The 22,679-nt window shown below is 28.0% G+C and carries 16 protein-coding genes; 13 read left to right on the top strand and 3 right to left on the bottom strand.

Going from position 1 to position 22,679, the window contains the following annotated elements; translation table 11 throughout:
- The first annotated feature begins 11 nt into the window (after positions 1–11).
- Genes QMG63_RS00340 through QMG63_RS00330 form a run of 3 tightly spaced genes read left to right on the top strand, consistent with a single transcriptional unit; the run spans position 12 to position 4,295 of the window.
- Entirely contained in the window at positions 12–1,502 is a 1,491-nt protein-coding gene (locus QMG63_RS00340) for a hypothetical protein (protein ID WP_281860724.1), read from the top strand.
- A 16-nt stretch (positions 1,503–1,518) separates the two neighbouring features.
- The gene (locus QMG63_RS00335) at positions 1,519–3,156 is read left to right on the top strand and encodes a S1C family serine protease (RefSeq protein WP_281860722.1); all 1,638 of its coding nucleotides are present in this window, start codon (positions 1,519–1,521) and stop codon (positions 3,154–3,156) included.
- A 32-nt stretch (positions 3,157–3,188) separates the two neighbouring features.
- Positions 3,189–4,295: a thymidine kinase gene (locus QMG63_RS00330; protein WP_281860720.1), complete on the top strand. Its 1,107-nt coding sequence runs from the start codon at positions 3,189–3,191 to the stop codon at positions 4,293–4,295.
- Positions 4,296–4,302: 7 nt separating this feature from the next.
- On the opposite strand, the gene QMG63_RS00325 is transcribed toward QMG63_RS00330, so the two are convergent.
- Both QMG63_RS00325 and tmk read right to left on the bottom strand, forming a co-directional pair.
- Positions 4,303–4,917 (bottom strand): hypothetical protein, encoded by a 615-nt coding sequence (locus tag QMG63_RS00325; protein WP_281860718.1) that lies wholly within the window; start codon positions 4,915–4,917, stop codon positions 4,303–4,305.
- Positions 4,918–4,954: 37 nt separating this feature from the next.
- Positions 4,955–5,563, bottom strand: coding sequence for a dTMP kinase (gene tmk / locus QMG63_RS00320; RefSeq protein ID WP_281860716.1), 609 nt, complete (start codon positions 5,561–5,563; stop codon positions 4,955–4,957).
- Between the two features lie 72 nt (positions 5,564–5,635).
- Between tmk and QMG63_RS00315 the strand changes: the two genes are divergently transcribed.
- From QMG63_RS00315 to QMG63_RS00305, 3 genes are read left to right on the top strand one after another with little or no spacing between them, the layout of a single operon-like run.
- The gene (locus QMG63_RS00315) at positions 5,636–10,024 is read left to right on the top strand and encodes a translocation/assembly module TamB domain-containing protein (RefSeq protein WP_281860713.1); all 4,389 of its coding nucleotides are present in this window, start codon (positions 5,636–5,638) and stop codon (positions 10,022–10,024) included.
- Between the two features lie 47 nt (positions 10,025–10,071).
- Positions 10,072–12,504: an outer membrane protein assembly factor BamA gene (gene bamA, locus QMG63_RS00310; protein WP_281862052.1), complete on the top strand. Its 2,433-nt coding sequence runs from the start codon at positions 10,072–10,074 to the stop codon at positions 12,502–12,504.
- A gap of 35 nt (positions 12,505–12,539) precedes the next feature.
- Positions 12,540–13,058 carry an OmpH/Skp family outer membrane protein gene (locus QMG63_RS00305; protein WP_281860712.1) on the top strand — a complete coding sequence of 173 codons (519 nt, stop codon included), beginning with the start codon at positions 12,540–12,542 and terminating at the stop codon, positions 13,056–13,058.
- A 20-nt stretch (positions 13,059–13,078) separates the two neighbouring features.
- On the opposite strand, the gene QMG63_RS00300 is transcribed toward QMG63_RS00305, so the two are convergent.
- Positions 13,079–13,588 carry an STAS domain-containing protein gene (locus tag QMG63_RS00300; RefSeq protein ID WP_281860710.1) on the bottom strand — a complete coding sequence of 170 codons (510 nt, stop codon included), beginning with the start codon at positions 13,586–13,588 and terminating at the stop codon, positions 13,079–13,081.
- A 75-nt stretch (positions 13,589–13,663) separates the two neighbouring features.
- Between QMG63_RS00300 and mutS the strand changes: the two genes are divergently transcribed.
- From mutS to truB, 7 genes are all read left to right on the top strand, one after another.
- Positions 13,664–16,246: a DNA mismatch repair protein MutS gene (gene mutS / locus QMG63_RS00295; protein WP_281860709.1), complete on the top strand. Its 2,583-nt coding sequence runs from the start codon at positions 13,664–13,666 to the stop codon at positions 16,244–16,246.
- Between the two features lie 10 nt (positions 16,247–16,256).
- On the top strand, positions 16,257–16,862 hold the full coding sequence (locus QMG63_RS00290; RefSeq protein ID WP_281860707.1) for a type I phosphoribosyltransferase: 606 nt from the start codon (positions 16,257–16,259) through the stop codon (positions 16,860–16,862).
- Between the two features lie 113 nt (positions 16,863–16,975).
- Positions 16,976–17,407: a ribosome maturation factor RimP gene (rimP, locus tag QMG63_RS00285; RefSeq protein ID WP_281860705.1), complete on the top strand. Its 432-nt coding sequence runs from the start codon at positions 16,976–16,978 to the stop codon at positions 17,405–17,407.
- Between the two features lie 13 nt (positions 17,408–17,420).
- Positions 17,421–18,866 carry a transcription termination factor NusA gene (gene nusA, locus QMG63_RS00280; protein WP_281860703.1) on the top strand — a complete coding sequence of 482 codons (1,446 nt, stop codon included), beginning with the start codon at positions 17,421–17,423 and terminating at the stop codon, positions 18,864–18,866.
- Positions 18,867–18,870: 4 nt separating this feature from the next.
- The gene (gene infB, locus QMG63_RS00275) at positions 18,871–21,429 is read left to right on the top strand and encodes a translation initiation factor IF-2 (RefSeq protein ID WP_281860701.1); all 2,559 of its coding nucleotides are present in this window, start codon (positions 18,871–18,873) and stop codon (positions 21,427–21,429) included.
- A 24-nt stretch (positions 21,430–21,453) separates the two neighbouring features.
- A complete protein-coding gene (rbfA, locus tag QMG63_RS00270; RefSeq protein ID WP_281860700.1) occupies positions 21,454–21,816 on the top strand; it encodes a 30S ribosome-binding factor RbfA in 363 nt (120 codons plus the stop codon).
- A 6-nt stretch (positions 21,817–21,822) separates the two neighbouring features.
- The gene (truB, locus tag QMG63_RS00265; RefSeq protein WP_281860697.1) at positions 21,823–22,668 is read left to right on the top strand and encodes a tRNA pseudouridine(55) synthase TruB; all 846 of its coding nucleotides are present in this window, start codon (positions 21,823–21,825) and stop codon (positions 22,666–22,668) included.
- Positions 22,669–22,679 lie beyond the last annotated feature (11 nt).

Genomic DNA, 22,679 nt, shown 5'->3' with positions numbered 1-22,679 from the left:
GAAGGGGTCTTATGGTTGTCTTGAAAATTGTGTTTCTGTTTTTCTTTTTAGTAAGCTTGAATGATTTAAATGCTAGTTTAAATCATAGAGACAAAGATATATCAGACATTCTTTTTATTGAGGCTAAAGATTTTGATGGTACTCAAAGGGGACTTGATATGCTTTATGGTTCTCTTGAGTTTAATTTAAGAAACTCAGATTCTCTTTATGAACTTTCATTGAGAAATGATATTGCTCTGTTAGATAAAATTTATTTGTTAAGATCAGCAATAGATATTAATAATTTTAGGTTTGTAAAGCCTAGAGATTTGTATTATCAATATTTTTCATTGATTTTGAGTCAAAATGAGGATATTGATAAAAACAGAGAAATTATTACTATTTATGATAAATTGTATGGGGATCTAAAAAGTGATAAAGACTTGATTTACATGAGGCTTGAAGCTTCCAGTAAACTTGGGGATTTTAAGGGAAGTTTTAGTAAAGTATTAACAGATTCTTTTGCTATGTATAGTGATGATTTGAGGTTTTTTAAATGGTTTTTAAAAGAAGATAAGTTTTTTCCAAGTTTTTTTAGTAAACTTAAATTAAAAGAAGATTCTTTTTTTAGTAGTGATAATATTGATTTTATTTTTAAAAATACAACATTAAATGAGGCTAATTCTGTTGCTTTATTTACTTTTTTAAAAAATAAGAGCGAAAATTTAAACGGTCTTCAAAGTACGTATTTGCTTAAATATAGACTCTTGACACCTGATGAAGCTTATATGTTTTTTAAAAAAGCCGCTCCAAAAATAATAGGTGAATATAAAATGTTTTATGATCTCTTAAGAGATCCTAGTATACGGGATGAATTTTTAAGTCATTATAAGCATTTAACCGGTATGTATTTTGTAGATGATAAAAATAATGCCGCAGTATTTGAGAATGGAGTTTTGGTAAGTTTTTTTTCAAAAATAGTGAACTATTCTATGGATTTAAACTTAGGTGAAAATTATTTTAATAAAGTTTATTTCAAAGATAAAGTCCCTGTTCGTTATGAAAATACTTTGCTTGGTTATAAGGTTAATTATTCTGTTTATCCTTATGTCAATATGATTGAGGTTGATTATTCAGATAAAAAACATGTATATACTTTTGCTTTAGATTCTTTTCGGTATGAAATTTTTGATAATTATCTTAATTACAACTTTGATTATGTAGGTATTAATGAATTTTTAATATCTAATGTTCCAGAGATTTTTCTTCCCAGTATGTTAAGTTTAAATCCAAAACGAGTTTCTGTTTTAGATATTAAAGAAAATTTAATAGAGAAAAAAACTTTTAATAATTCTGATATTGTTGAAGTGAAGAATTACTTTTCTGGAAATTTGGTTTCAGTTTATAGAAAAATTAATGGGTCTAAAAAATTCAATTATATTGAAATTTATGATAAAGGAGTTTTGAAAGTTAAGAAAGTTATTTTAGATGATAGTTTTGATGTCTATCATAACATTAATTAGCTTTTAAGAGTTATTGATGCATAGAAAAATTTTTATTATTTTTATGTTAGTTTTTTCATGCAGTACAATAAAAGACATAGATGACAAACAAATTTATTATATGCCATCTAAAAGCATAAATAAACGTATTGAAGATAATGATTTTGAGATTGCTCTTTCAAGTTATTATAATCTAAGAAATAATGGTTTTGAAATGGATCAAGGTGTTCTAGGTTTAAGAGATAAAGCTTTAACCGGAATTCAAAATGAATATCTTAAATTTTGTAAGGAAGGAAATTATGAGAAAGCACTCTTTAAACTTGAAACTTTAAATTTGTTTGGTATGATGCTTGCAGAGAGTAGAGATCAATTGATTTTGAAGCATCTTGAGAGTGTAAGACACAAGGATCCGATGCTTGCGAGTTTCTTTGCAAAATATTATTCATTGGATAATACTTTTGATTCTTTGCAAAATTTTGTTATTAATGAAAAATCGCCTTTAAGGAATGTTTTGCTTGATACGGCTGTTTTAACAGTTTGGGTGGATATGGGTACTAAAATTGTAAACGGTCATAGGCTGCCAAATATTGCCTTAGGCTCTGCTTTTGTTGTTGATAGTCTTAAAGGATATGCTTTGACCAATTATCATGTGATTAGTTCTCAAGTTGATAATAATTATAGTGGGATTTCTAATCTTTATGTAAGACTTCCAAGAGGTAAGGGTGAAAAACTCCCTGCAACAGTCGTTTCTTATTCAAAGGAAATGGATCTTGCTTTAATTAAGGTATCTTTTAAATTAGAGCATCAATTTAATTTGAGTTATTCTTCGAATATTAATATTGGAGATAGAATTTATGCCATGGGTTCTCCTATGGGATTTGAGAAAACTATTACATCAGGAATAATTTCTGGACAAAATAGAAACTTATTATCTGTTGGCGATTCTTATCAAATTGATGCTGCCATTAATCATGGAAATTCCGGTGGACCTGTGGTAAATGAAAGTGGCGACTTAGTTGGACTTACATTTGCTGGCATTTTACATTCACAAGGTCTTAATTTCGTTATACCTTCAAAATGGGTTTTAAAGGTTTTACCATTTATGTATGAAGGTGGAATTTTGAGAAATAAGTGGTTGGGATTTACTTTTTTTGAAAGTTTAAAAGATTTAGAGATATCATATGTAGCTCCTAATTCTCCTGCAGATATTGGTGGGTTAAGGAGTGGGGATTCTATTCTTAGTGTTAATTCTTTGAAATTTGATAGCTTAAGAGAGCTTCAGTATTATATTCTGCAAAAAAAATCTATGGTTAAAATTAAGTATAGAAGAGATAATAAAGAGTATGAGAGTTATTTGTATCCACAAGATCGGCCGGACAATATTATTGAGAGTATTATAAAGGGTGATTCTTTTAAGAATTTGATGGGAGCTTTTTTGGGTTTAAATTTGAGTTTGGTTTCTGGAAGGGAATATAGAGTTGTTAAGGTTTTTTCAAATGGTCTTGGTGATGAACTTAATTTTAAAGATAATGATGAAATTTTTGTTTATGCTTCTAATTATATTAAGGATAAAAGAGTGTTTGTCTTACTGCTTTATGTTAAAAGACTGTTTTCAGGATATTTAGGAGCTCCTTTGCAACTTATTATTCCTTTTGATTCTATTGTATTTGTATAAAAAATCTTTTAACGTGTTTGGAGTTGATTTTTATGAGCTTTTATTTGAATTTAGTTAGTGGAAATACTAAATCTAAGCTTGATGATATTATATCTATTAGTCATTTTGATTTTAAAGCTAATTTAAATTTAATGCTTATAATTGGTCCTATGGGTAGTGGTAAGACAGAATATGCTGCTAAAATTTATAAGGATTCTCTTATTATCAAGAATAAATCTTCTAAAGTGTTAGATTCCATTACCAAAGGACGTAGAAACAGAGCTAATATATTTTTTATTAGAAATATTCTTGATAAGAAAAGGTTTAAAGATTATCCTAAAAATGTTATTCCTTATAGAGGTGGTGGAAGCGATAGAATTGATGGAGTTGATTTTGCAGGTAATTCTTTTGATGTAGGTCAATTAATAGACGATAATCCTGAATATGGAACCTTTATTATTGATGAAACTTGTTTTTACGAAGAACGTTTGGTTTTTATTTTAAATAAAATCGCATTAGATTCGAATGTATTATTTATACTTCCTACTTTACTTTATAATTTTAGGAAAGAGATATTTAATAATACTGCTAAACTCTTAATAGAATATTCAGATAAAATTTGTCGTCTTGGTGCTTATTGTGAGCATATTAATTGTATGGATGAATCTTTTTTAACATACAGATATTATTTTTATAAAGGAAAGGAAATAGCTGCACCTTATTTTGATCCTTTGTTAATTGTTGGTGGTGATGAGATTGTTGAGTCTGCTATTTATCCAAATTATGCTACAAGATGTTCTAGGCATCATTATCTTGTTGGTAGGGAGTATTTTTTTACCATTCTTAAACCTTTTGCATTGTTGTATACTCAAGGTGATAAAAAATTGCTTGAGAGAGAAATAATGGATTTGAGTAGTAATGTGAGGAATTCAAATTTTGAAAATTCTCTTTTGATTGAATCTGGGGGAAGATGTGATATTGTAGTTTTAGAAAATTTGTTAGGATTGCCTTTTTTAGCAGAAAGAGCTTTAATTACACTGTCATTAGAATGTAATATTCTTAATAAGGGAGATCTTAAAGAGCTTATTGATAAATTTTCTCTTAGTAAGGACTATATTCAAAAAGTAATTGTTTCAAGAGAGTATCAATGGATTTTTTAGAAAAATATTAATAATAATTTAGTCCTTTTTGAAAGAATTTTTTTGTTTGTTCAATACGTGTTAATTCTCTTTTGATTATATCATAGTAGTTAAGTTCTTTAGTTTCAATTCTATGATATTCATCTTCCCAGTTTGTTATTCCATCGCTTTTCATTTTAGTAAATTTATATTTTTGCAATTGTTTATGGTACTTTAAAGCTTCTGTATAGTAGTCAGCAGCTATTTTATAAAAAATTGTAGATTTATTTAAATTTTCAAGGATTCCTTTCTTTTTTGGGGTTTTATAAAAATATGTATATCTTGTGTCAAATAGATCTCCTAAATACAGATGTTGCTTAACAAGAAGTAAATTTACATGCATTTTAAATAGAAGCTTATATTTATCCCATTCTTCTCTTGTTTCTACTTTTGATAAAGAATAATTTGGATTTCCGAATGGACATTTTAATGCGTTTTGTAAAAAAAATATATTTTTTTTATAGCTATTGGGATTTCTTTTCATTTGTTCGTTAAAAATGACATACCATTGTTCAGCATAGAAAAATTTTGATGATGCATTTATATTGGTTATAATTAGAATTGAAAATATTATTAGACATAATATAAAATTATTATGGAACATGTTCTGTATCCTTATTCTTGATTTAATTATATTAATATTAAAATTTAATTAAATCAAAAATTTTTCTTGTACTTGTTTCTAAGTCTTTTTCATTTGAGTTTTCAATATATACAATATCAATTAGGTTGTCAAAAATTTTGAGCATTTCTGTATATCTAGAGTTGATTTCTTTGAATTTTGCTGCTTCAAACTCAAAGAGATCAGCTTGTATCCTGTTTTCTTGAATGCGTTTGTATGCAATACTTGGATCCGTTTTTATGAAGAAAAGTTTTTCAGGAAGTGGGAAGTCTTTGTTTAGTTTATATCCTAATTCTCCTTGATATGCTATAGATGAGAATAAATATCTGTCAGTTATTACTTTTGTTTTACCTTTATTTAATATTTCTATTATTCCATTATTTGTGTTATATAAATGTTCATATCTGTCTGCTACATACAAGTATGCTAATGATATTTTTCTTAAGGGATTTTTAAAATTAGTTAGTTGCTGTCTTATGAATTCTCCAATAACCCCTTGTGATGGTTCTTTTGTAAAATAATACCTCATTTTATTATTACAGAGTTTTTGTAGTTTTTGAATTATACTTGTCTTTCCACTTCCATCGATTCCTTCTATGCAATAGAAATTTTTTAGGATCTTATTCACAAAAATTGTCCCCTTAAATGGTTTGAGTAATTAGATACTTACTTAAGTATTATATAATATATATACATATATATGAATTTGTTTTTTATAAGAAATAAGATTACTCTATTTTTTATTTTTTCAATGATAGTCTTTGTATCAATTCTTATTATCTTTATTTTATTTATTCAAGCCCAAGTTTATTCTGCTAGATTTTTTATTATGAGTTACCTTGAATCGAAAACAGGCTTTAAAATCAAGTATGATAAAATTGCTCCTTATTTTTTATCTTCAATAAAAATAGATAATCTGGAGTTGAGCTTAAATGATAAAGATACAATATTGATGGATACTGTTAAAGTCAATTTGGATTTGTTTAAACTGCTATTAGGAGATAAAAACATTATTTTGGATGTTTTTGTAAGGGGAAGTACTTTGAATTTTGATTTAAATGATTTTAAATTTCTTAACTCTCAAAGCTCACATTCTCGTACATTGAAATTGGATGATGATAGTGCTAGTCATGCGATATTTGGTAAAATGTTTAATTTATTTGATAGTCTTCATATGCATTTAGAAGATATTAATATGAATTTTAGACTAACTTCTGATAAATTTCTGAAATTTCAGATTAAGAGTTTTGTATTAAAGACTATTGACGATGATTTTTTATTTAGTTTTATTGTTGATTTTAGTTCTCTTGCAGTTTTAAATCCCGATGTTAGTCATGAGAATATTCTTGATTCGACTTTTTATTTTGAAGGTAAGTTTAAAAAAGAGCTTGAAGATGGATATATTAACTTTAGTTTTTTAAAATTACATACAAGTTATTTTGATTTGCTTGAGCAAGGATTTCAAATAAATTATTCTAAGGGGAATATTGAAATTTTTAATATTCTCAGAGAGAATTTGGATTTTAATTTAAGATATGATTTTAATAAAAAATTTTTAAGATTGGATGCTTTGTTCTTTGATGTAAATCTTATAAATTGGATAAGTTTTAATGAAAATTTGAGTAATTATAAAGATTACTTTGATACAAATATAAATGCTCAACTAGCATTTTCTTATGATTTTAAAGATAAAGATTTACGGTATGCATTTTTATTAAATTCATCTTCAAATGCTAATATGGTAAACAAGGAGATTCAGGGATTAAAACTCCAAATTAAAGGGAATGAAACAGTTGTAGATGTACAAAATGCTTTTGTAAAACTTAAGAGAGGCTTTATTGGTTATAAAGGCTATTATTCTTTAAAAGATTTAGTACCAGTAGGAAGGCTTGATTTTCACTCTGCAAAGATTTTTAATTTTAATGATATTAATGGGCATTTAAATTTTAGTAAGATAAATCAAAATTTTTGTGTAAAATCTGATGATTTTAGGGTTGGCAGGCTTAAAATTAGAGATTTGAATATGAAAACGAGTTTTGCTCAGGATCGTATCTATGTTAATTATTTATTAAGTTTTGCTAACAATAATTCTAAAATTTCATTAAAGGGTGATTTTAATAAGGAAAATTTTAATATTAATTTAGGTGTTAAAGATTTTCCTATGCTTTTTTTGAAGGATGTTCTTCCAGAAACGTTTATTACTAAAATTATTCCTGAATATTTTTTGTCGGGTAAGTATTTAAATTTGACTTCAGATTTTGATTTAAATACCGTCGATTATACTAAAAGTAAGTTGAATATTCTTAATTTTATAGTCTTATCAAAATTAGATGATTTTAATTTAATGTTTAATGCAAGTGGAGAGAAGAATATTTATAAGGTAAATTACTTTAATTATAGTAATGGGAATTATAATGTAAATTCTAATTTTTTGATACAGTTGTTTGATGATAGTTTTAGGATAGATACTGAGTTTAATTATTTGAATAGAAATTATCCTTTACATTTTGAGTTGAATTTTAAAGATAGGTATGCTAACTTGAAATTATCACCTAATTCGCAAGTCAGTTTAACTTATTCTGATTCATCTATAGTTTATTTTTTTGATATTAATGATTTTTGTCTTTATAATGGAGATTCTGAAATTTTTTTCAATGTTAATTCTTTAGGAAATTACCAAATAGTGAATGATGATTTAAATGCCAAAATTACTAAGTTTAAATTAGATAAGATTGCTGGTAATCCTGCTTATAATTTTAATTTTAGCTTTGAAGGTTTATATAAAGATAAACAAGTTAGTCTTTCGAGTATTAGATTTATAAATGGAGTTTCAAATTTACAAGGTCAAGGACATTTTAATTTAAATGATAAACTTAGTGGTAATTTGAACTTGTTTTCACATGTGAATTCAGAGCGTTATTTTTTTGGTGTTGATTCTAATGAAGATGGTAGTTATTTTGTTGGTAGATTTCAGGGATTCAATTTCAGTAATTTAAAATTTTTTTCTTTCTTAAATGGAAATATTAATGGTAACTTTATACTGAGTTTTAAAGGTAGTGATTTATTTAATTATTCTCTTAGTGCTTATCTTGAAACAAATGATCTGTTTTTAGTAGGTGTTCCTACATATTGTTCTTTGAATTTGGGATTGGTTGATAATAATCTTAATATTTATAATATAAAGGCGAGTCAGAATGAAAGAGAAATTCTAACAGGTAATTTTAGATATGATATTAAGAATTCTATTGGGATTTCTAATTTAAGTGTTAATAGCAAGCTTTTTTCTTCAAAGATAAATGCTAGTTTTCAAAAATTTGAAAATAAAACAGAGGAAGAATTTGGTATTTTAAAGAGTGAAACTGATGGAGAGATTGCTTTAAGAGATTTAAGATATAAAGACAAAGATCTTTCTGATCTTACAATTGAATTTAAAAATAATTTTGAAAGATTTATCATGTCATCGATTGAATATAATTTTATTAGTTGTTTGTATGAATATAATGATGGTAATTTTGATATTAGGTTAAATGATTATTTACCTTTTAGTTTTGTTGCCTCAGGTAACATTTTGGGGGATAAAATTACTGGTAATATTCAAGACATTAAATTTGACTCAAAGTTAATTACAAAAGATTTGTTGGGTTCAAAAACTTTTTTTAATATTAAAGAGCATTTTATTCTGTATGAACTTAATGTGATTGGCATGTTGGACATTGATGGTGATTTATATAATCCAAATCTTAATGGAAAGTTTGAAGTAGTACATGGTTTAATAAGCAGTGAATATTTAAAAATGTCTAGACAATATGGAAAGAGTAGAATTTTAGAATTAATTAATGTACCAGTTATTATTAAAGACAATAATGTGATTATTAAGAACAAATTTAATTTAGACTATTATTCTGATGTCAATGTCGCTGCACATTTAAATTTGAACTTTTTAAGTGATAGTATTGTTGATTATTATAAGATAGATATTGGTGTTTTTGGTAGCTCTGGGGTACCTATTAAATTTGATAAAGTAACTATAAATTTTGTTGGACATGCTTCAGGTGATTTTTTTATTGAAGGTAATTCTGACGAGATTATGTTTAAAGGAGATTTAAATGTTTCAAATGCTTGGATTTATTTACTTGAAAATTCGATTGTCGATCTATTGACAGATCCTTATAAGAGATCAAAAAAAGTTGGAGCATCTGATGTTAGCTCTAAGGGATTAGATGTTGTTACAGAACTTAAAATTAATTTTGATAGTAATGTTGTTTTTCATTGGCCAGATAATAAAATTTCCTTCTTGAATGCTATTATTGCAAGAGGAAATAAACTTGAGGTTAAATCTGATACTAAAACGGATGATTTTATCCTTAAGGGAGATTTAAATGTTGCAAGTGGTTCTTTCAATTATAATAATAAACAATTTGTTTTCAGGGGTGGGGCATATATATCTTTTAATGAAAATAAGAACAAATTTGATCCGTGGGTAAAAGCAGAAGCGACAAGTGTTATTAAAGATGGTAATGAAAATTTGTTAATAACAATGAGCATAAATGGTCCTTTGAGTTTGTGGAATCTTAGTTTTTCATCTTATCCTGTGCGAACTGAGCAAGAGATCAAATATCTTTTATCAAGTGCAATAATTGGGGGTGAACATGGATTACAATCAGCGGGCACAAATACAGCTGAAATGGCACTTGGGTTAGCTAGTGATATTCTTATTGATCTAATAATACAACCTATTGAAGATTATATACGTTCTGTATTAAAATTAGACTTATTAAGTATAAAAACGGATATATTAAAGAATGCTATTGGTGTCTTGGGTAGTACAACAACTTTTGCAGGTGTTCTTGATAAAACAAATGTTAAAGTGGGTAAATATATTATTGATGGTGTTTTTGCTAAGGCGGGATTTGGGTTTTTGAAAGAAGAAGTAACACCATTGTCTCAGAATTTAAATTTTAGTATTAATTTTGGTCTTGAACTTGATTCACCGTTTTTTTTTGTTGATTATATTTTTGATTATAATTTTATGAAACAGGGTCACGGAATAGGAAATCAAATATCTATTTTTTGGAAATTTAAATACTGAGGTTATGTGAGGGATGTGGGGTGCAGTTATTTAGAATCTTTATTGTTATGTTCTTGTTCTTTTTTGTATTTAATTTAGTGTATTCTCAAGAAAATTATAAGGATAAGGTTATAAAAAGTATTGATTTTAATGGGCTTAAAAATATAAGAGAAAATGACTTTGCCTCTATTTTAAATGCTTATTTGGGTCAAGCTTATTCTGATGAACTTTTTGATAGGTTGCAAGTTGACCTTTATGCTCTTGATTATTTTGAAGGACTTATTAGACCTGAGTTTAGAGTAGAAAATGATAAACTTGTAATTACATTTTTTGTGAAAGAGAAATCCTTAATAAAAACTGTTACTTTTATTGATGATAGTGGAGTTTTTTGGAATAGTGAACTGCGTGATAAATCAGATGTTAAGGCAAAAGAGGCTTTAAATCTTGCAAAAATTAAAAAAAGTGTTCTTAAATTTGAAGAAATGTACAAAGATGCTGGATATCTTGATGTTACTGTTGAATTTGATATTAAAGAGAAAAATAGTTTAGTAGACATTGTGTTTAAAATTAATGCTGGTCCTAAGTATGTTGTTAAAGAGGTTTCTTTTGAAGGAAATTTGAACTTTAAGAGTCGTATTCTTAGAAAATATTTAGTATCAAAACCTGCATCTTTATTTTTTGATGGCAAGTATTTAAAATCAAATGTTGATAAAGATAAAATGAAACTTGAGTCTTATTATAAGAATAATGGATATATTAATGCAAAAGTTGTAGATAGTATTGTAGATATACGCATTCCCAGTGATGCTAAAAAATTGGAAAGAGAAGTTTTCTTAAAATATTTTATTTCAGAGGGTAATGTTTTTAAATTTGGTAAATTTGAAATTACTGGTAATTTAGTTTTTAAATTAGAAGAATTGCAATCCCTGATTACCTTTAAGGAAGGAGATGTTTTTGATGATTCAAGGTTTGAGCAAGATTTTGCAAAAATTAGGGAAAAGTATTATTCCGATGGTTATATCTTTACAGAGATTGTTCCTTCTTGGACGATAAGAGATGAATTTGTAGATTATTCTATTAAGATATTAGAAAAAGAGAAAGCACATATTGAATCTATTACTGTCTCAGGTAATAAAAAGACAGCTTCACATGTAATCTTTAGAGAAATTCCGCTAATTGAGGGTGATATTTTTAGTTTGGAAAATCTTCGGATGGGATTGCTTAATTTACAAAGACTTGGCTATTTTGGAAATGTGATACCCGATGTTGTTCCAAGTAATATTGAGGGTTTAATGAAGATAAATTTTGCTGTTGAAGAACGAGAGACAGCAAGTTTTAGATTTGGTATGAATTTTGGTGCGGTGAGTAATTCTTGGCTTCCATTTTCAATTTTTGGACAGTGGGAGCAATCTAATTTTTTAGGTGAAGGGTATTCTCTTTCTGCAAGGCTTAATCTTGCTTTTTCAGAGCAAAGTTTTAGGTTGATGTTTGAAGATAATTGGTTTATGCAGACTAGATGGACTCTTGGAGGATTTTTTGATTTTTCACATTCTATAAATACAGCGTATCAGGATATTAATGGACCTATATTTACGGACAAAAAAGAAGTTCCAGATCCTTTTGTAAGTTGGGAATCATATAATAGTTCTAAAAATTTTTCGGATTTTAATATTATGAATTATTCTTTAGCTAAATTTAGTATTAGTGGGTTTACTGGTTATACTTTTTCTAATTATCTTGGAAAGCAATCAATTGTTGGATCTGCACAAACTGCCTTAAAATATGTGTATTATGATGATAATGTTAACAGACCCTCAAATTATTATTTGAGAGATAATTATAATACTATTAGGTTTGAAAATTCTTTTGGTATTAGTGTTGCATGGGATACAAGGAATTCTCAGTCTTTATCTAATAATGGTTTTTTGCTTAAGCAGCAATTTGATCTTTTTGGTGGATTTTTGTTTGGACAAAGTCATTTTTCAAAATCCACAACAATTTTTGAAAGATATTTCTCTCTTTTAGGCTATCAGGATGTTTTCACCCCATCTTTTGATTTAATTTTAACTTTGCGGAGTGTTTATTCAAATATTTTACCACCACTTGGGAATGGTTTTGAGATAGAAGTTCAACCACATCACCTTATAATTATTAGTGAAAACTTTATGATTGCAAGGGGATGGGGAACTTTGAGTAATATTTATAGTTCGTTTGTAAATACTCTTCAGTTATCAATGCCTTTGATTAAGAATATTTTAGTTTGGGATGTTTTGTTTTTAGATATGACTTCATATTCTCTAGAAGGGCAAGAAAATTCTTTGTTTGTTCCTTTTAGTAATTTTATTTTTAGTTGGGGTTTTGGAATTAGAAGTGTATTGCCTCAAATGCCTTTGTCTTTTGTAATAGCTTATCCATTTCATTTTAATAATGAAGGTGTTAATAGATATTATAATTATTTTGGAGGATTTAAATTTTTCTTAGCCATTGATATGAGATACTGATATAATTTAGTTAGCTTTTTGTAGGGAGGATTTTTATGGCTTGTATAGTGTTTTTGTTTGCATGTTTTTTTCCATTAAATCTTTTTTCAGTTAATGTTACAAAGGTGGGTATTGTAGATTTTGAAAAGGTTGTAATTAAATTTTTAAGTCCTCAATTAAAATCTAATCTTGAGCAATTGAAAAATCATTATCAGGAAAAAATAGATAGCTTGAATTCTGAGATTAAAGATTTAAGGAAAATATATGATGAATCTGTTAGTATTCATAATTTAGAGAGTGCTAAATTTTATGGTAATCAATATAACTTGAAGATTGATGAGCTTAAGAAGCTTAAAAGCTTGGCTAAGAGTAATCTTGAGCAACAAAAACAGATTAATATAAACAGTTTAAATAGTGATGGATTACTTTGGAGCAAAATACTTAATGGTATTCAATATATTGCAGAGACTAATGGTATTTCTTTGGTTATGAAAAAAGATAATCCGTATATTCTTTATTACAATAGTACGGTTGATATAACAGATGATATTATTAAGTATTTAAGTGAACAATAGTATATTATTAAAATTGCTTTTTAACTGTTGTTTTCTTTTTTTAGTCTTTTAATTAGAGTGCAAAATTCTTTTTTGTTGTCTCTATTTAGACTTGAAAGTAAAATATGCGATTTTAACATTGATTTAAATATTGTATTTTTATGTGCACTGAAACAAAAATATTCTTTCATGTCACTTTTTTGTAATTTTTCTTCTCTATTTTCTATTTTTAATATCTTTTCAAGACCAAGAGATTGTAAATTTTTAAGTGCTTCTTTGCTAGAATTTATTATTTTAAAGGTTTTTTTGTGTTCATTGCTTTTATTATCAATGTATATTAGTACTCCCATAAAAGTTGAATCTAAATATTTTGTTTCCGATAAATCTATGTATAAATTATTAATTTTATCGTTATTATTTATGAATATATTTTTGATAAATATTTTAAAATTGACAGAATATAATGCAGTAAGTCTGTTAATTAGTTTTATGAAAACACAATCATCTTTACACACATAAAAGACATTGCTTTGAGAAGTATCTTTTTTCATTGTTCATTCTTTTTGATAATTTTAAGTATATTGTAAAGTTTTAATAATATCAATTATAATTTTGGTATTATTTATATGAAAAAAGATGTTACGCCAATGATGAGGCAATATTTGAATATTAAAGATAAACATAAAGACGCTATTTTGTTTTTTAGAGTAGGTAGTTTTTATGAAATGTTTTTTGATGATGCTTTTGAGGGAAGCAAGCTTTTAGGATTAACTTTGACTAAAAGAGAAAATGTTCCTATGTGTGGAGTGCCTTGTCATGCAAGTAAAGATTATATAAAAAAATTGATTTTGCTTGATAAAAAGGTTGCGATTTGTGAGCAAGGATTGCAAACTGATCCTAAAGGACCTTTAGAAAGAGAAGTTGTTGAAGTTATAAGTCCTGGAGTTGTAATCGATGAAGATTTTTTGCAAGATGATATTAATAATTATTTGATAGCTATTAGTGATTATAAGGATTATTATTCATTTTCTTATATAGATTTGTCGACATCTAGACTTGGAATAATCCTTTATGAGGGAACTTTTTTAGAAAAGTTAAGACGGGATATTGAGAAATATTCTCCAAAAGAAATAATAGTTTCAGAGGGTTTTTATTATGAATATTTAGAAAAACTTGCTCTTGATCGATTTTTAGTTAATAAAATTCCTCATTGGCATTTTGACAAGGAGATTGCTATAAAATCACTAAAAGAGCATTTTAATGTTCTTAGTTTGAGTGCTCTTGGATTTAAGGAGGATGAGCCTTATTATATTTCATCTTTTTTAATAATAGATTATATAAAGAATAATTTGAAAAATTTATTAATCAATATTGACACAATTCATATTAATAATGATTCTGGATATATGTTTATTGATGATGTTACTCAAATAAATCTTGAACTTGTTAAAAACAATAATGATCTAACATCCCGCTATTCTCTTTATTCAGTATTAAATGATTGTAAAACTTCCATGGGGAAGAGACTTTTAAGAGAATATATATTAAATCCACTTTTAGATATTGTTGCAATTAACAATAGATTGGCTCATGTAGAATTTTTAAACAATAATATTAATTTGAGTATGAAATTGAGAGATACTCTTAGTAATGTTTGGGATATTGAGAGAATAATTTCAAGACTTCAAATGAAAAAATATGTTAAAAAAGATTTTTTATTGATTAAGGAATCTTTAACAGCATTTTTTTCAGCAAAGAAACTCCTTAATGAACATTCTTTTAGTTATTGGATATTTGATGTTAATGATGAAAATAATATAAGAGAAATTTATTCTTTAATTGATTGCTCCATTTCAAATGATCCAGATGAGCTTATTCAACATGGGTATAATTTTGAGATTGATCGTTTAAAAGAAATTAAAAATAATGCAAGCAAGTATGTTGATGATTATCTTAATTTTGAGAGGAATTTTAGCAAAATTAATAGCCTTAAAATTAGGAAAATTAATGTTCGGGGTTTGTTTTTTGAGGTTACAAAGAGTTATTATGGACAAGTTCCATCTCATTTTATAGAAAGTCAGACTTTAAATTCTGTTAAGAGATATAAAACTAACAAACTTATTGAACTTGAAAGGGATATTAATGATGCTGAGGATAATTTATTGGCTCTTGAGCAAGAAGTATTTGATGACATAGCTTTAAAAATTGTTAAGCATAGTATGGTTATTAAGAAAGTTGCTAAATTTTTTGCGTATATCGATGTAGTTTCTAATTTTGCGTATTTGGCTAAAAAAAATGAATATGTAAGACCCTCTTTAACTAACAATAAAGAAATTATTCTTGAGTGTTCCAGACATCCTGTTGTTGAGCATTATATGAGGGGAGTGGAGGCTTTTACTAAAAATTCTGTAAAGGTTGACAATGATAAATATTTTTGTTTGATTACTGGTCCTAATATGGCAGGCAAATCGACTTATTTACGTCAAACCGCTTTAATTGTTTTAATGGGACATATTGGTTCTTTTGTTCCTGCTGATCAGGCCATCATAGGAATTACAGATAAAATTTTTTGTCGAATCGGAGCAAGTGATAATATTTCCAAAGGTGAATCTACATTTTTAGTAGAGATGAATGAAACAGCTAATATTTTAAGAAATGCAACTCAAAATAGCTTGATAATTATGGATGAAGTTGGTAGGGGTACTAGTACTAATGATGGACTTGCTATTGCGTATTCAATTGTTGAGTATATTTTAGAGCATATCCAAGCTAGAAGTTTATTTGCAACCCATTTTCATGAGCTTTCAGCTATTAAGCATGAGTCTTTTTTTAATCTTTCAATGAAAATTGAAAGACAAGGTGATGAACTTATATTTTTAAGAGAGATTGAGGAAAAACCTTCTCTTAATTCTTATGGTATTTATGTTGCTCGCATAGCAGGAATACCTTTAAAAGTTATTAAGAGAGCTAATGTTATTCTTAAAAGTTTGACTAGTCGAGAGCATTTGTATGTGCCTGAATTTTTTACTTCAGTTACTTCTGTTATTAATGATAGTGAAGAAGCAATGAAAGAAGATTTAAGTTATGACTCAGAACTTAATGATTACTTAGAACTTAAAAAATTTATTTCTAAAATAGATGTCAATAATATTACTCCTTTTCAAGCAATGAATTTATTAATTGAAATAATTTTAAAGACTAAGGTATAGGAGCATATGAGTGTGGAATTGGGGTGTTTTAAAAAGCATATTTCTTCCCTTTTGTTCTTGTTGTCATAAAAATTATGTTTACTTAAATGCTCTTTGCAAGGATTGTATTGAGTTTTTTCATTTCGATGTTAAGCTGAGAGATGATGTTTGGTATTTTTTTGACTATAAGAATGAATATAAGAACTTGGTTCTTACTTACAAGAGAGATGGACAAAGATTGCTTGGTCGGTTTTTTGCAAATGGGATTTTATATTTTTTGATGAGTATTGATTTTGATCTTGTTGTTAGTATTCCTTGTAGTTTTAAAAGAAAAATTTTTTATGGTTTTGATCATATGGAATATATTGGAAATTTGTTAAGTAATAGTAAAATAAATTATATCAATGTTTTTAAGCGAGGATTAGGCAAGAGTCAAAAGCTATTGCGTGGAGATTTAAGGCATAGTAATTTGGAGAATAAAGTTAAATTAAAATTGAGGTATAGAAATATTAAGTTTAACAGGGTTGTACTTATTGATGATATTGTAACAACAGGAGCATCTATGACTTTTTGTAAAGATATTCTTATAAGACATGGGGCTTTAAGTGTGATAAAATTATCAATTGCTAGAGTTTAGTTGATTATTGTTTTCTTGACATTTATTGTCGTTAATGTTATTCTTAGGCTATATTGATTATTTTATTTAATAAGGTTCTTTTAAAAAGAGCCTTATTCTTTTTAGGAATATGATTGGTCAAAATTATTGATAATAGTGAAGTTTACAATTTAATAAAGAATGTAACAGATCAATTAGGAATTGAAATTATAGAAATTAATTCTTTCAAGAAAAGAGATAAAGGGAGAATTCAAATAGTTCTTTATAAGGGTGATAATTTTGGAGTTGATGCTCTTTGTGATTTACATAAAATGATTTTATTGAGTTTAGAAGTGGTCCTTAAATATAATTTTAGTTTAGAAATTTCTACGCCTGGGATAAATAGGAAAATTAAGAGTGATAGAGAGTTTAAAATTTTTGAGGGCAGAAAGATTAAGTTAATGTTAGATAATGATTTTGAAGAAGGTTTTATCTTAAAAGCAGAGGCAGACGGTTTTATTTTTAAAACAGATATTAAAGAGATAAGAATTCTTTATAGTGATGTTAAGAAGGCTAAATTATCGTGAAGGAGTCTTGGATATGATAAAGGGCACTGGTCAAATGATTGCCAATATTGCTAATGAGCGAAGAATGAGCATAGATGCTATTCGAAAGACGGTTAGGGAATCTATAATGATAGCTTATAAGAAGTATTTTGGGACGAGTGAGAATGCTTTAATTAAGTTTGATGAGAATACTGGAGATTTGATAGTTTATTCTAAAAAAAGGATTGTAGAGGAAGTTCAAGACGATGTATTTGATATATTGAAAGACGATGCTCAAGAATGTGAAGTAATAGAAGATGGATATGCATATATTGAGATTGATCCAAAGATTTTTGATAGACTTTCAATTCAAGTTGCTAAGCAGAGAACTAAGAACGATTTGCAGGGGATCGAAGATAATGAACTTTATTTAGAATTTAAGCACAAATTGCATAAAATTGTTATTGGATATGTTCAGCAAAATAGGAATGGAGATCTTTATGTAAATCTTGGGAGTACAGATGGTGTTATTCCTAAAAAATATCAATCCCCAAGGGAAGTTTATGGGCTTAATGATAAAGTTCGAGTTCTTGTTTACAGTGTAAAGAAGGGAAAAAATGGAATAGAGGTAGTCTTATCAAGGACTCATCCTAAATTTATTGAAGAACTTCTTACTCTGGAGATTCCTGAGATTGAGGAAGGTCTTATTAAGATTCATAAGATAGTAAGAGATCCAGGTTATAGAACTAAGGTTGCTGTTTATTCTGAGAAAGAAGAGATTGATCCTGTAGGTCCTTGTATTGGGCAAAAAGGTGTTAGGATTCAATCAATAATTAAGGAACTTGAAGGTGAGAAAATAGATATTATTCCTTATTCTAAGGATATTAAAGAATTTATTAGAGATGCCTTAACCCCTGCTAAAATAGATAATGTATATATTGTTGATGAGGATTTGCATAAAGCTTTGGTGGTTGTTAGCGATGAACAGCTCTCGCTTGCAATAGGTAAAATGGGACAAAATGTTAGACTTGCAAATAGATTGCTTGATTGGGCAATTGATGTTAAAACTAGTAGTCAATTTGCGGAAATGAAAGCAAGTGGAGAGTTTAAACAAGAAACTTTTGAGATGTTTGATAAAATTATTCAGGATAATGTTCCGGAAGATGAATTTGAAGAAATAAACAAAATTAGTGAGCTTAAAATTCTTGATAATGATATTGTTGATAAATTGGTTGAAGCAGGTTTTGATGATATTGATAATTTTTTGGATGTTAGTGGAGAAAAGCTTTTTGAGTTGGGAATAGGTTATGAAAAGCAAGAAGAAATAAATAAGATACTAAAGGAAGGGATGGTAATAATTTCTAATGATGATGACTTTATTGAAGGCATGAAAGATGAAGAAGAGTTGCTTTGTCCTGAGTGTGGGGCTGTTATTAATGAAAATATGACTTTTTGTCCAGGTTGTAAGATAGGGCTTAGTTTTGAATTTGAAGAGGAGTAATAGTTTGTCAGAAAATATTGATGATGATCGCAGTGAAGATGAAAAAAAAATTAAAGTTGTTAAATTACGAAAAAAAGTAGTAAAGGTTGTAGCCCATACTGATAAAAGTTTAAATAAATCCAAAGATAATTTTGTGGACCTTTCAAATTCAAGAGGAAATCAGGATTCTAATAGAGGATATTCTTATGGTGGTAAAGACAGGGGAGTTAGGACTTCTTCTTTAAATGTAGATAAGGATAATACTGGTGGTCAGCAACAAGGTAACAGGGGTTATTTCAATAGGAACAATGTTCATAATAGAGATAATAGAGGATATTCTTATGGTGGTAAAGACAGGGGAGTTAGGACTTCTTCTTTAAATGTAGATAAGGATAATACTGGTGGCCAGCAACAAGGTAATAGGGGTTATTTCAATAGGAACAATGCTCATAATAGAGATAGTAGAGGATATTTTGGTAGTAAAGACAGGGGAGTTAGGACTTCTTCTTTAAATGTAGGTAAGGATAATACTAGTAACCAGCAACAAGGTAATAGAGGACATTTCAATAGAATTAATACTCATGGTAGTAGTGGTTCGCAGACATTTAGACGAGTAATAAGAACTAAGGTTATCTCTAGTGTTGCAATTTCACCTTCTGATTCTGATAATAAGGGTCTTAATAGAAAGCTTGGTGAGAAGAAGAAACAGCAACAAGAAAGTCAAAAAGGTTATAAGAGAAAAAAGGAAGAAATTGAGAGCAAAACAATAGAACAAAAAGTTTTTGATCAGCTTCAAAAAAAGAAGAAAGAAAATCTAGCAAATCCAATTCCTAAGTCAATTGATATTATGGGAACTATTACTGTTGCTGAACTTGCAAGAAAAATGAATTTAAAATCCTCAGATTTAATTGCTAAGTTGATGACTTTAGGTGTAATGGCAACTATTAATGAGAAGATTGATTCTGATACTGCTACTATTTTGGTTGAAGAATATGGCTCCAAAATTAATGTTGTGTCAATCTATGATGAAACAGTTATAGAAGCAGAAGAAGATGATGAGAGCAAGAGAGTTGCAAAACCCCCTATTATTACAATAATGGGACATGTTGATCATGGAAAAACTAAACTTCTATCAGTGTTGCAAAATATTGATATAAATCAAACAGAGTTTGGAGGAATTACACAACATATTGGTGCTTATACTATTAATTATAATGAGCATGAAATAACATTCTTAGATACTCCAGGACATGAAGCTTTTACGATGATGAGGAGTCGAGGGGCACAGGTTACAGATATTGTTGTGCTTGTTGTTTCTGCTGTGGATGGAGTAATGCCGCAGACTGTTGAGGCTATTAATCATGCAAAGGACGCAAAAGTGCCCATTATTGTTGCAATCAATAAGATTGATTTGCCAGATTCAAATCTAGATAGAGTTAAACATCAGCTTTCAGAGTATGATTTGGTTCCTGAAGATTGGGGTGGAAATACAATTTTTGTTGCAATTTCGGCTCTTAAAAATATTGGTATTACAGAACTTCTTGATATGATTATTCTGCAATCTGAAGTAATGTCATTGAAGGCAACCCCAACTAAGAGGGCTATTGGTAGAGTACTTGATGCTAGAGTTGACTTAGGTAGAGGAGTAGTTTGTTCTGTGATAATTGAGGATGGAACTCTTTCTATAGGAGATTCTTTTGTTGGAGGAGTCTATCATGGTAAGGTGAGAGCATTAATTAATGAGAGGGGAGTAGCTGTTAAGAGCGTTGGTCCTGCAAAAGCTGTTAATGTTTTTGGGTTTTCATCAATTCCTCAGGCTGGTGATCCATTCCAGGTTACAAAAACAGAAAAAGAATCCAAATTAATTAGTTCTAAAAGACAAGATCTTAAAAAATATGAAGATGCTAAGAATGTAAAAAAAGTTACTGTGTCAAATCTTTATGATTCAATTAAGGATGGAGCACTTAAGGAACTTAAGATAATTTTAAAAGCGGATGTGCAGGGCTCTGTTGAGGCTTTAAAGCATTCCCTTGAAAAATTAACTAATAATGAGATTAGAGTAAAAGTTATCCATTCATCGGTAGGAGCAATAACTGAGACTGATATTAGTTTTGCATCAGCAAGTGAAGCCATTATTATTGGTTTTCATGTACGCCCTGCATCAAAAGCACAATTGTTAGCCGATCAAGAAAAAGTTGAAATTAAAAAATATAATATAATTTATGATGCAATTAATGATATTAAATCAGTTCTTGAAGGCATGTTAGAACCAGATATTGAACAAAAATTTATTGGATTTGCTGAAGTTCGTGCTGTTTTTAATATTTCTAAGATTGGGGTAGTGGCTGGATGTTATGTTTCACAAGGATGCATAAAACGGGATGCCGTAACTAATGTTATGAGAGAAGGATTCCAGGTGCATTCTGGTAAAATTTCTTCATTAAGGCGAGCTAAAGAAGATGTTAAAGAAGTTAATGCACAATATGAATGTGGAATTATGATTGATAATTATTTTGATATTAGGGAAGGAGATATAATTGAGGCATTTGAGATTAAGAAAGTGAAGCGACGCTTTGAATCTTAAGCATCTACTTTATTGTTTTTATGTATGGAAAAAGAGATAAGAAAATCAAGACTTGAGAGTTTATTAGTTCAAGAGATTAGTAATTTAATAGTATCAAAAGGAATTAAAGATCCTAGGGTTCATGAATTTTTAACTGTTGTGAGAGTTGAAATTTCAAATGATTTAATAAATGCAAAGGTATTTATTGGTTCTATTAAAGAAGGTGCATCACTTGAGAATGCTATTAAAGCATTAAATAATGCTAAGGGATTTGTTCAAAGAGAAATTGTTAAACGTATTAGAGTTAGAAATACTCCAAAATTGAATTTTTTAAGAGATGATACTATTTCTAAAGCTTTTTATGTTAATAAGATAATTGAAAATTTAAGTTTTAGTGAAGAACAATAAAATTAAATGAATGGGATTGTTTTATTAAATAAAAGAATTGGAATAACATCTTGTAATACCCTCTATCCTTTAAAGAGATATTTGTCTACAAGTCGGGTTGGACATACAGGTACTCTTGATAAGTTTGCAAGTGGTTTGTTAGTTGTTTTAGTTGGAAAATACACTAAACTTTCAAATTATATTATATCTTTAGATAAAGAATATATATCAGAGTTTGAGTTTGGAATTGAAACTGATACTCTTGATCCTAATGGTAGAGTAGTAAATACTACAAATTATATTCCAAGTTTAGAGAAATTAGTTCTTGGCATTAAGTCTTTAGTAGGTGAGATTTATCAAATTCCACCTAAGTTTTCTTCAGTGCATGTTAAAGGAAAAAGAGCTTATAAATTAGCTCTTAGTGGAGAGTCTTTCAATCTTAAGTCTAGGAAAGTTAATATATATGATATTCAGATCTTGAATTATAATGTTGATTCTCGTGTTTTGAAGCTACAAATAAAATGCTCTAAGGGAACTTATGTTAGGAGTATAGCAAGAGATTTGGCATTGTCTTTGGGCTCATATGCTTATGTTAAGAGCCTTGAGAGAATTAAGATTGGGGATTTTAGATTAGATAGTGCTTGTTTTTGTGAAGATTTCACTAGCAATTCTTTAATGAGTTTAGAATCTTTAGGGCTTTTTGAAAAATTTTATGTTGATAATAGTATGATTAAGCTTGTCAAGAATGGTGTTTATATCAGTGTTATGATTAATGTTGGTGAGTTTAAGATTTTGAAGTCTAGCAATGAAGATATATTAGCAGTAGTTTATGGCATTGGTTTAAATAAATATAAGTATGTTATTATTTTTTGATGGTTGGTTTT

Source organism: Candidatus Borrelia fainii, assembly GCF_027925085.1.
In the GTDB taxonomy this organism is placed as follows: Bacteria; Spirochaetota; Spirochaetia; order Borreliales; family Borreliaceae; genus Borrelia; species Borrelia turicatae.
Note: the sequence above shows the minus strand (reverse complement) of the source record. Positions and strands in the feature narration are given on the sequence as shown.

Excerpts from the sequence above, each read along its gene's own strand:
- QMG63_RS00305 (WP_281860712.1), top strand. The coding sequence starts at position 12,540 with ATGGCTTGTATAGTGTTTTTGTTTGCATGTTTTTTTCCATTAAATCTT.
- QMG63_RS00325 (WP_281860718.1), bottom strand. The coding sequence starts at position 4,917 with ATGTTCCATAATAATTTTATATTATGTCTAATAATATTTTCAATTCTA.
- rbfA (WP_281860700.1), top strand. The coding sequence starts at position 21,454 with ATGGAAAAAGAGATAAGAAAATCAAGACTTGAGAGTTTATTAGTTCAA.
- QMG63_RS00335 (WP_281860722.1), top strand. The coding sequence starts at position 1,519 with ATGCATAGAAAAATTTTTATTATTTTTATGTTAGTTTTTTCATGCAGT.
- mutS (WP_281860709.1), top strand. The coding sequence starts at position 13,664 with ATGAAAAAAGATGTTACGCCAATGATGAGGCAATATTTGAATATTAAA.
- QMG63_RS00300 (WP_281860710.1), bottom strand. The coding sequence starts at position 13,588 with ATGAAAAAAGATACTTCTCAAAGCAATGTCTTTTATGTGTGTAAAGAT.
- nusA (WP_281860703.1), top strand. The coding sequence starts at position 17,421 with ATGATAAAGGGCACTGGTCAAATGATTGCCAATATTGCTAATGAGCGA.
- truB (WP_281860697.1), top strand. The coding sequence starts at position 21,823 with ATGAATGGGATTGTTTTATTAAATAAAAGAATTGGAATAACATCTTGT.
- bamA (WP_281862052.1), top strand. The coding sequence starts at position 10,072 with ATGTTCTTGTTCTTTTTTGTATTTAATTTAGTGTATTCTCAAGAAAAT.
- QMG63_RS00340 (WP_281860724.1), top strand. The coding sequence starts at position 12 with ATGGTTGTCTTGAAAATTGTGTTTCTGTTTTTCTTTTTAGTAAGCTTG.
- QMG63_RS00315 (WP_281860713.1), top strand. The coding sequence starts at position 5,636 with ATGAATTTGTTTTTTATAAGAAATAAGATTACTCTATTTTTTATTTTT.
- QMG63_RS00330 (WP_281860720.1), top strand. The coding sequence starts at position 3,189 with ATGAGCTTTTATTTGAATTTAGTTAGTGGAAATACTAAATCTAAGCTT.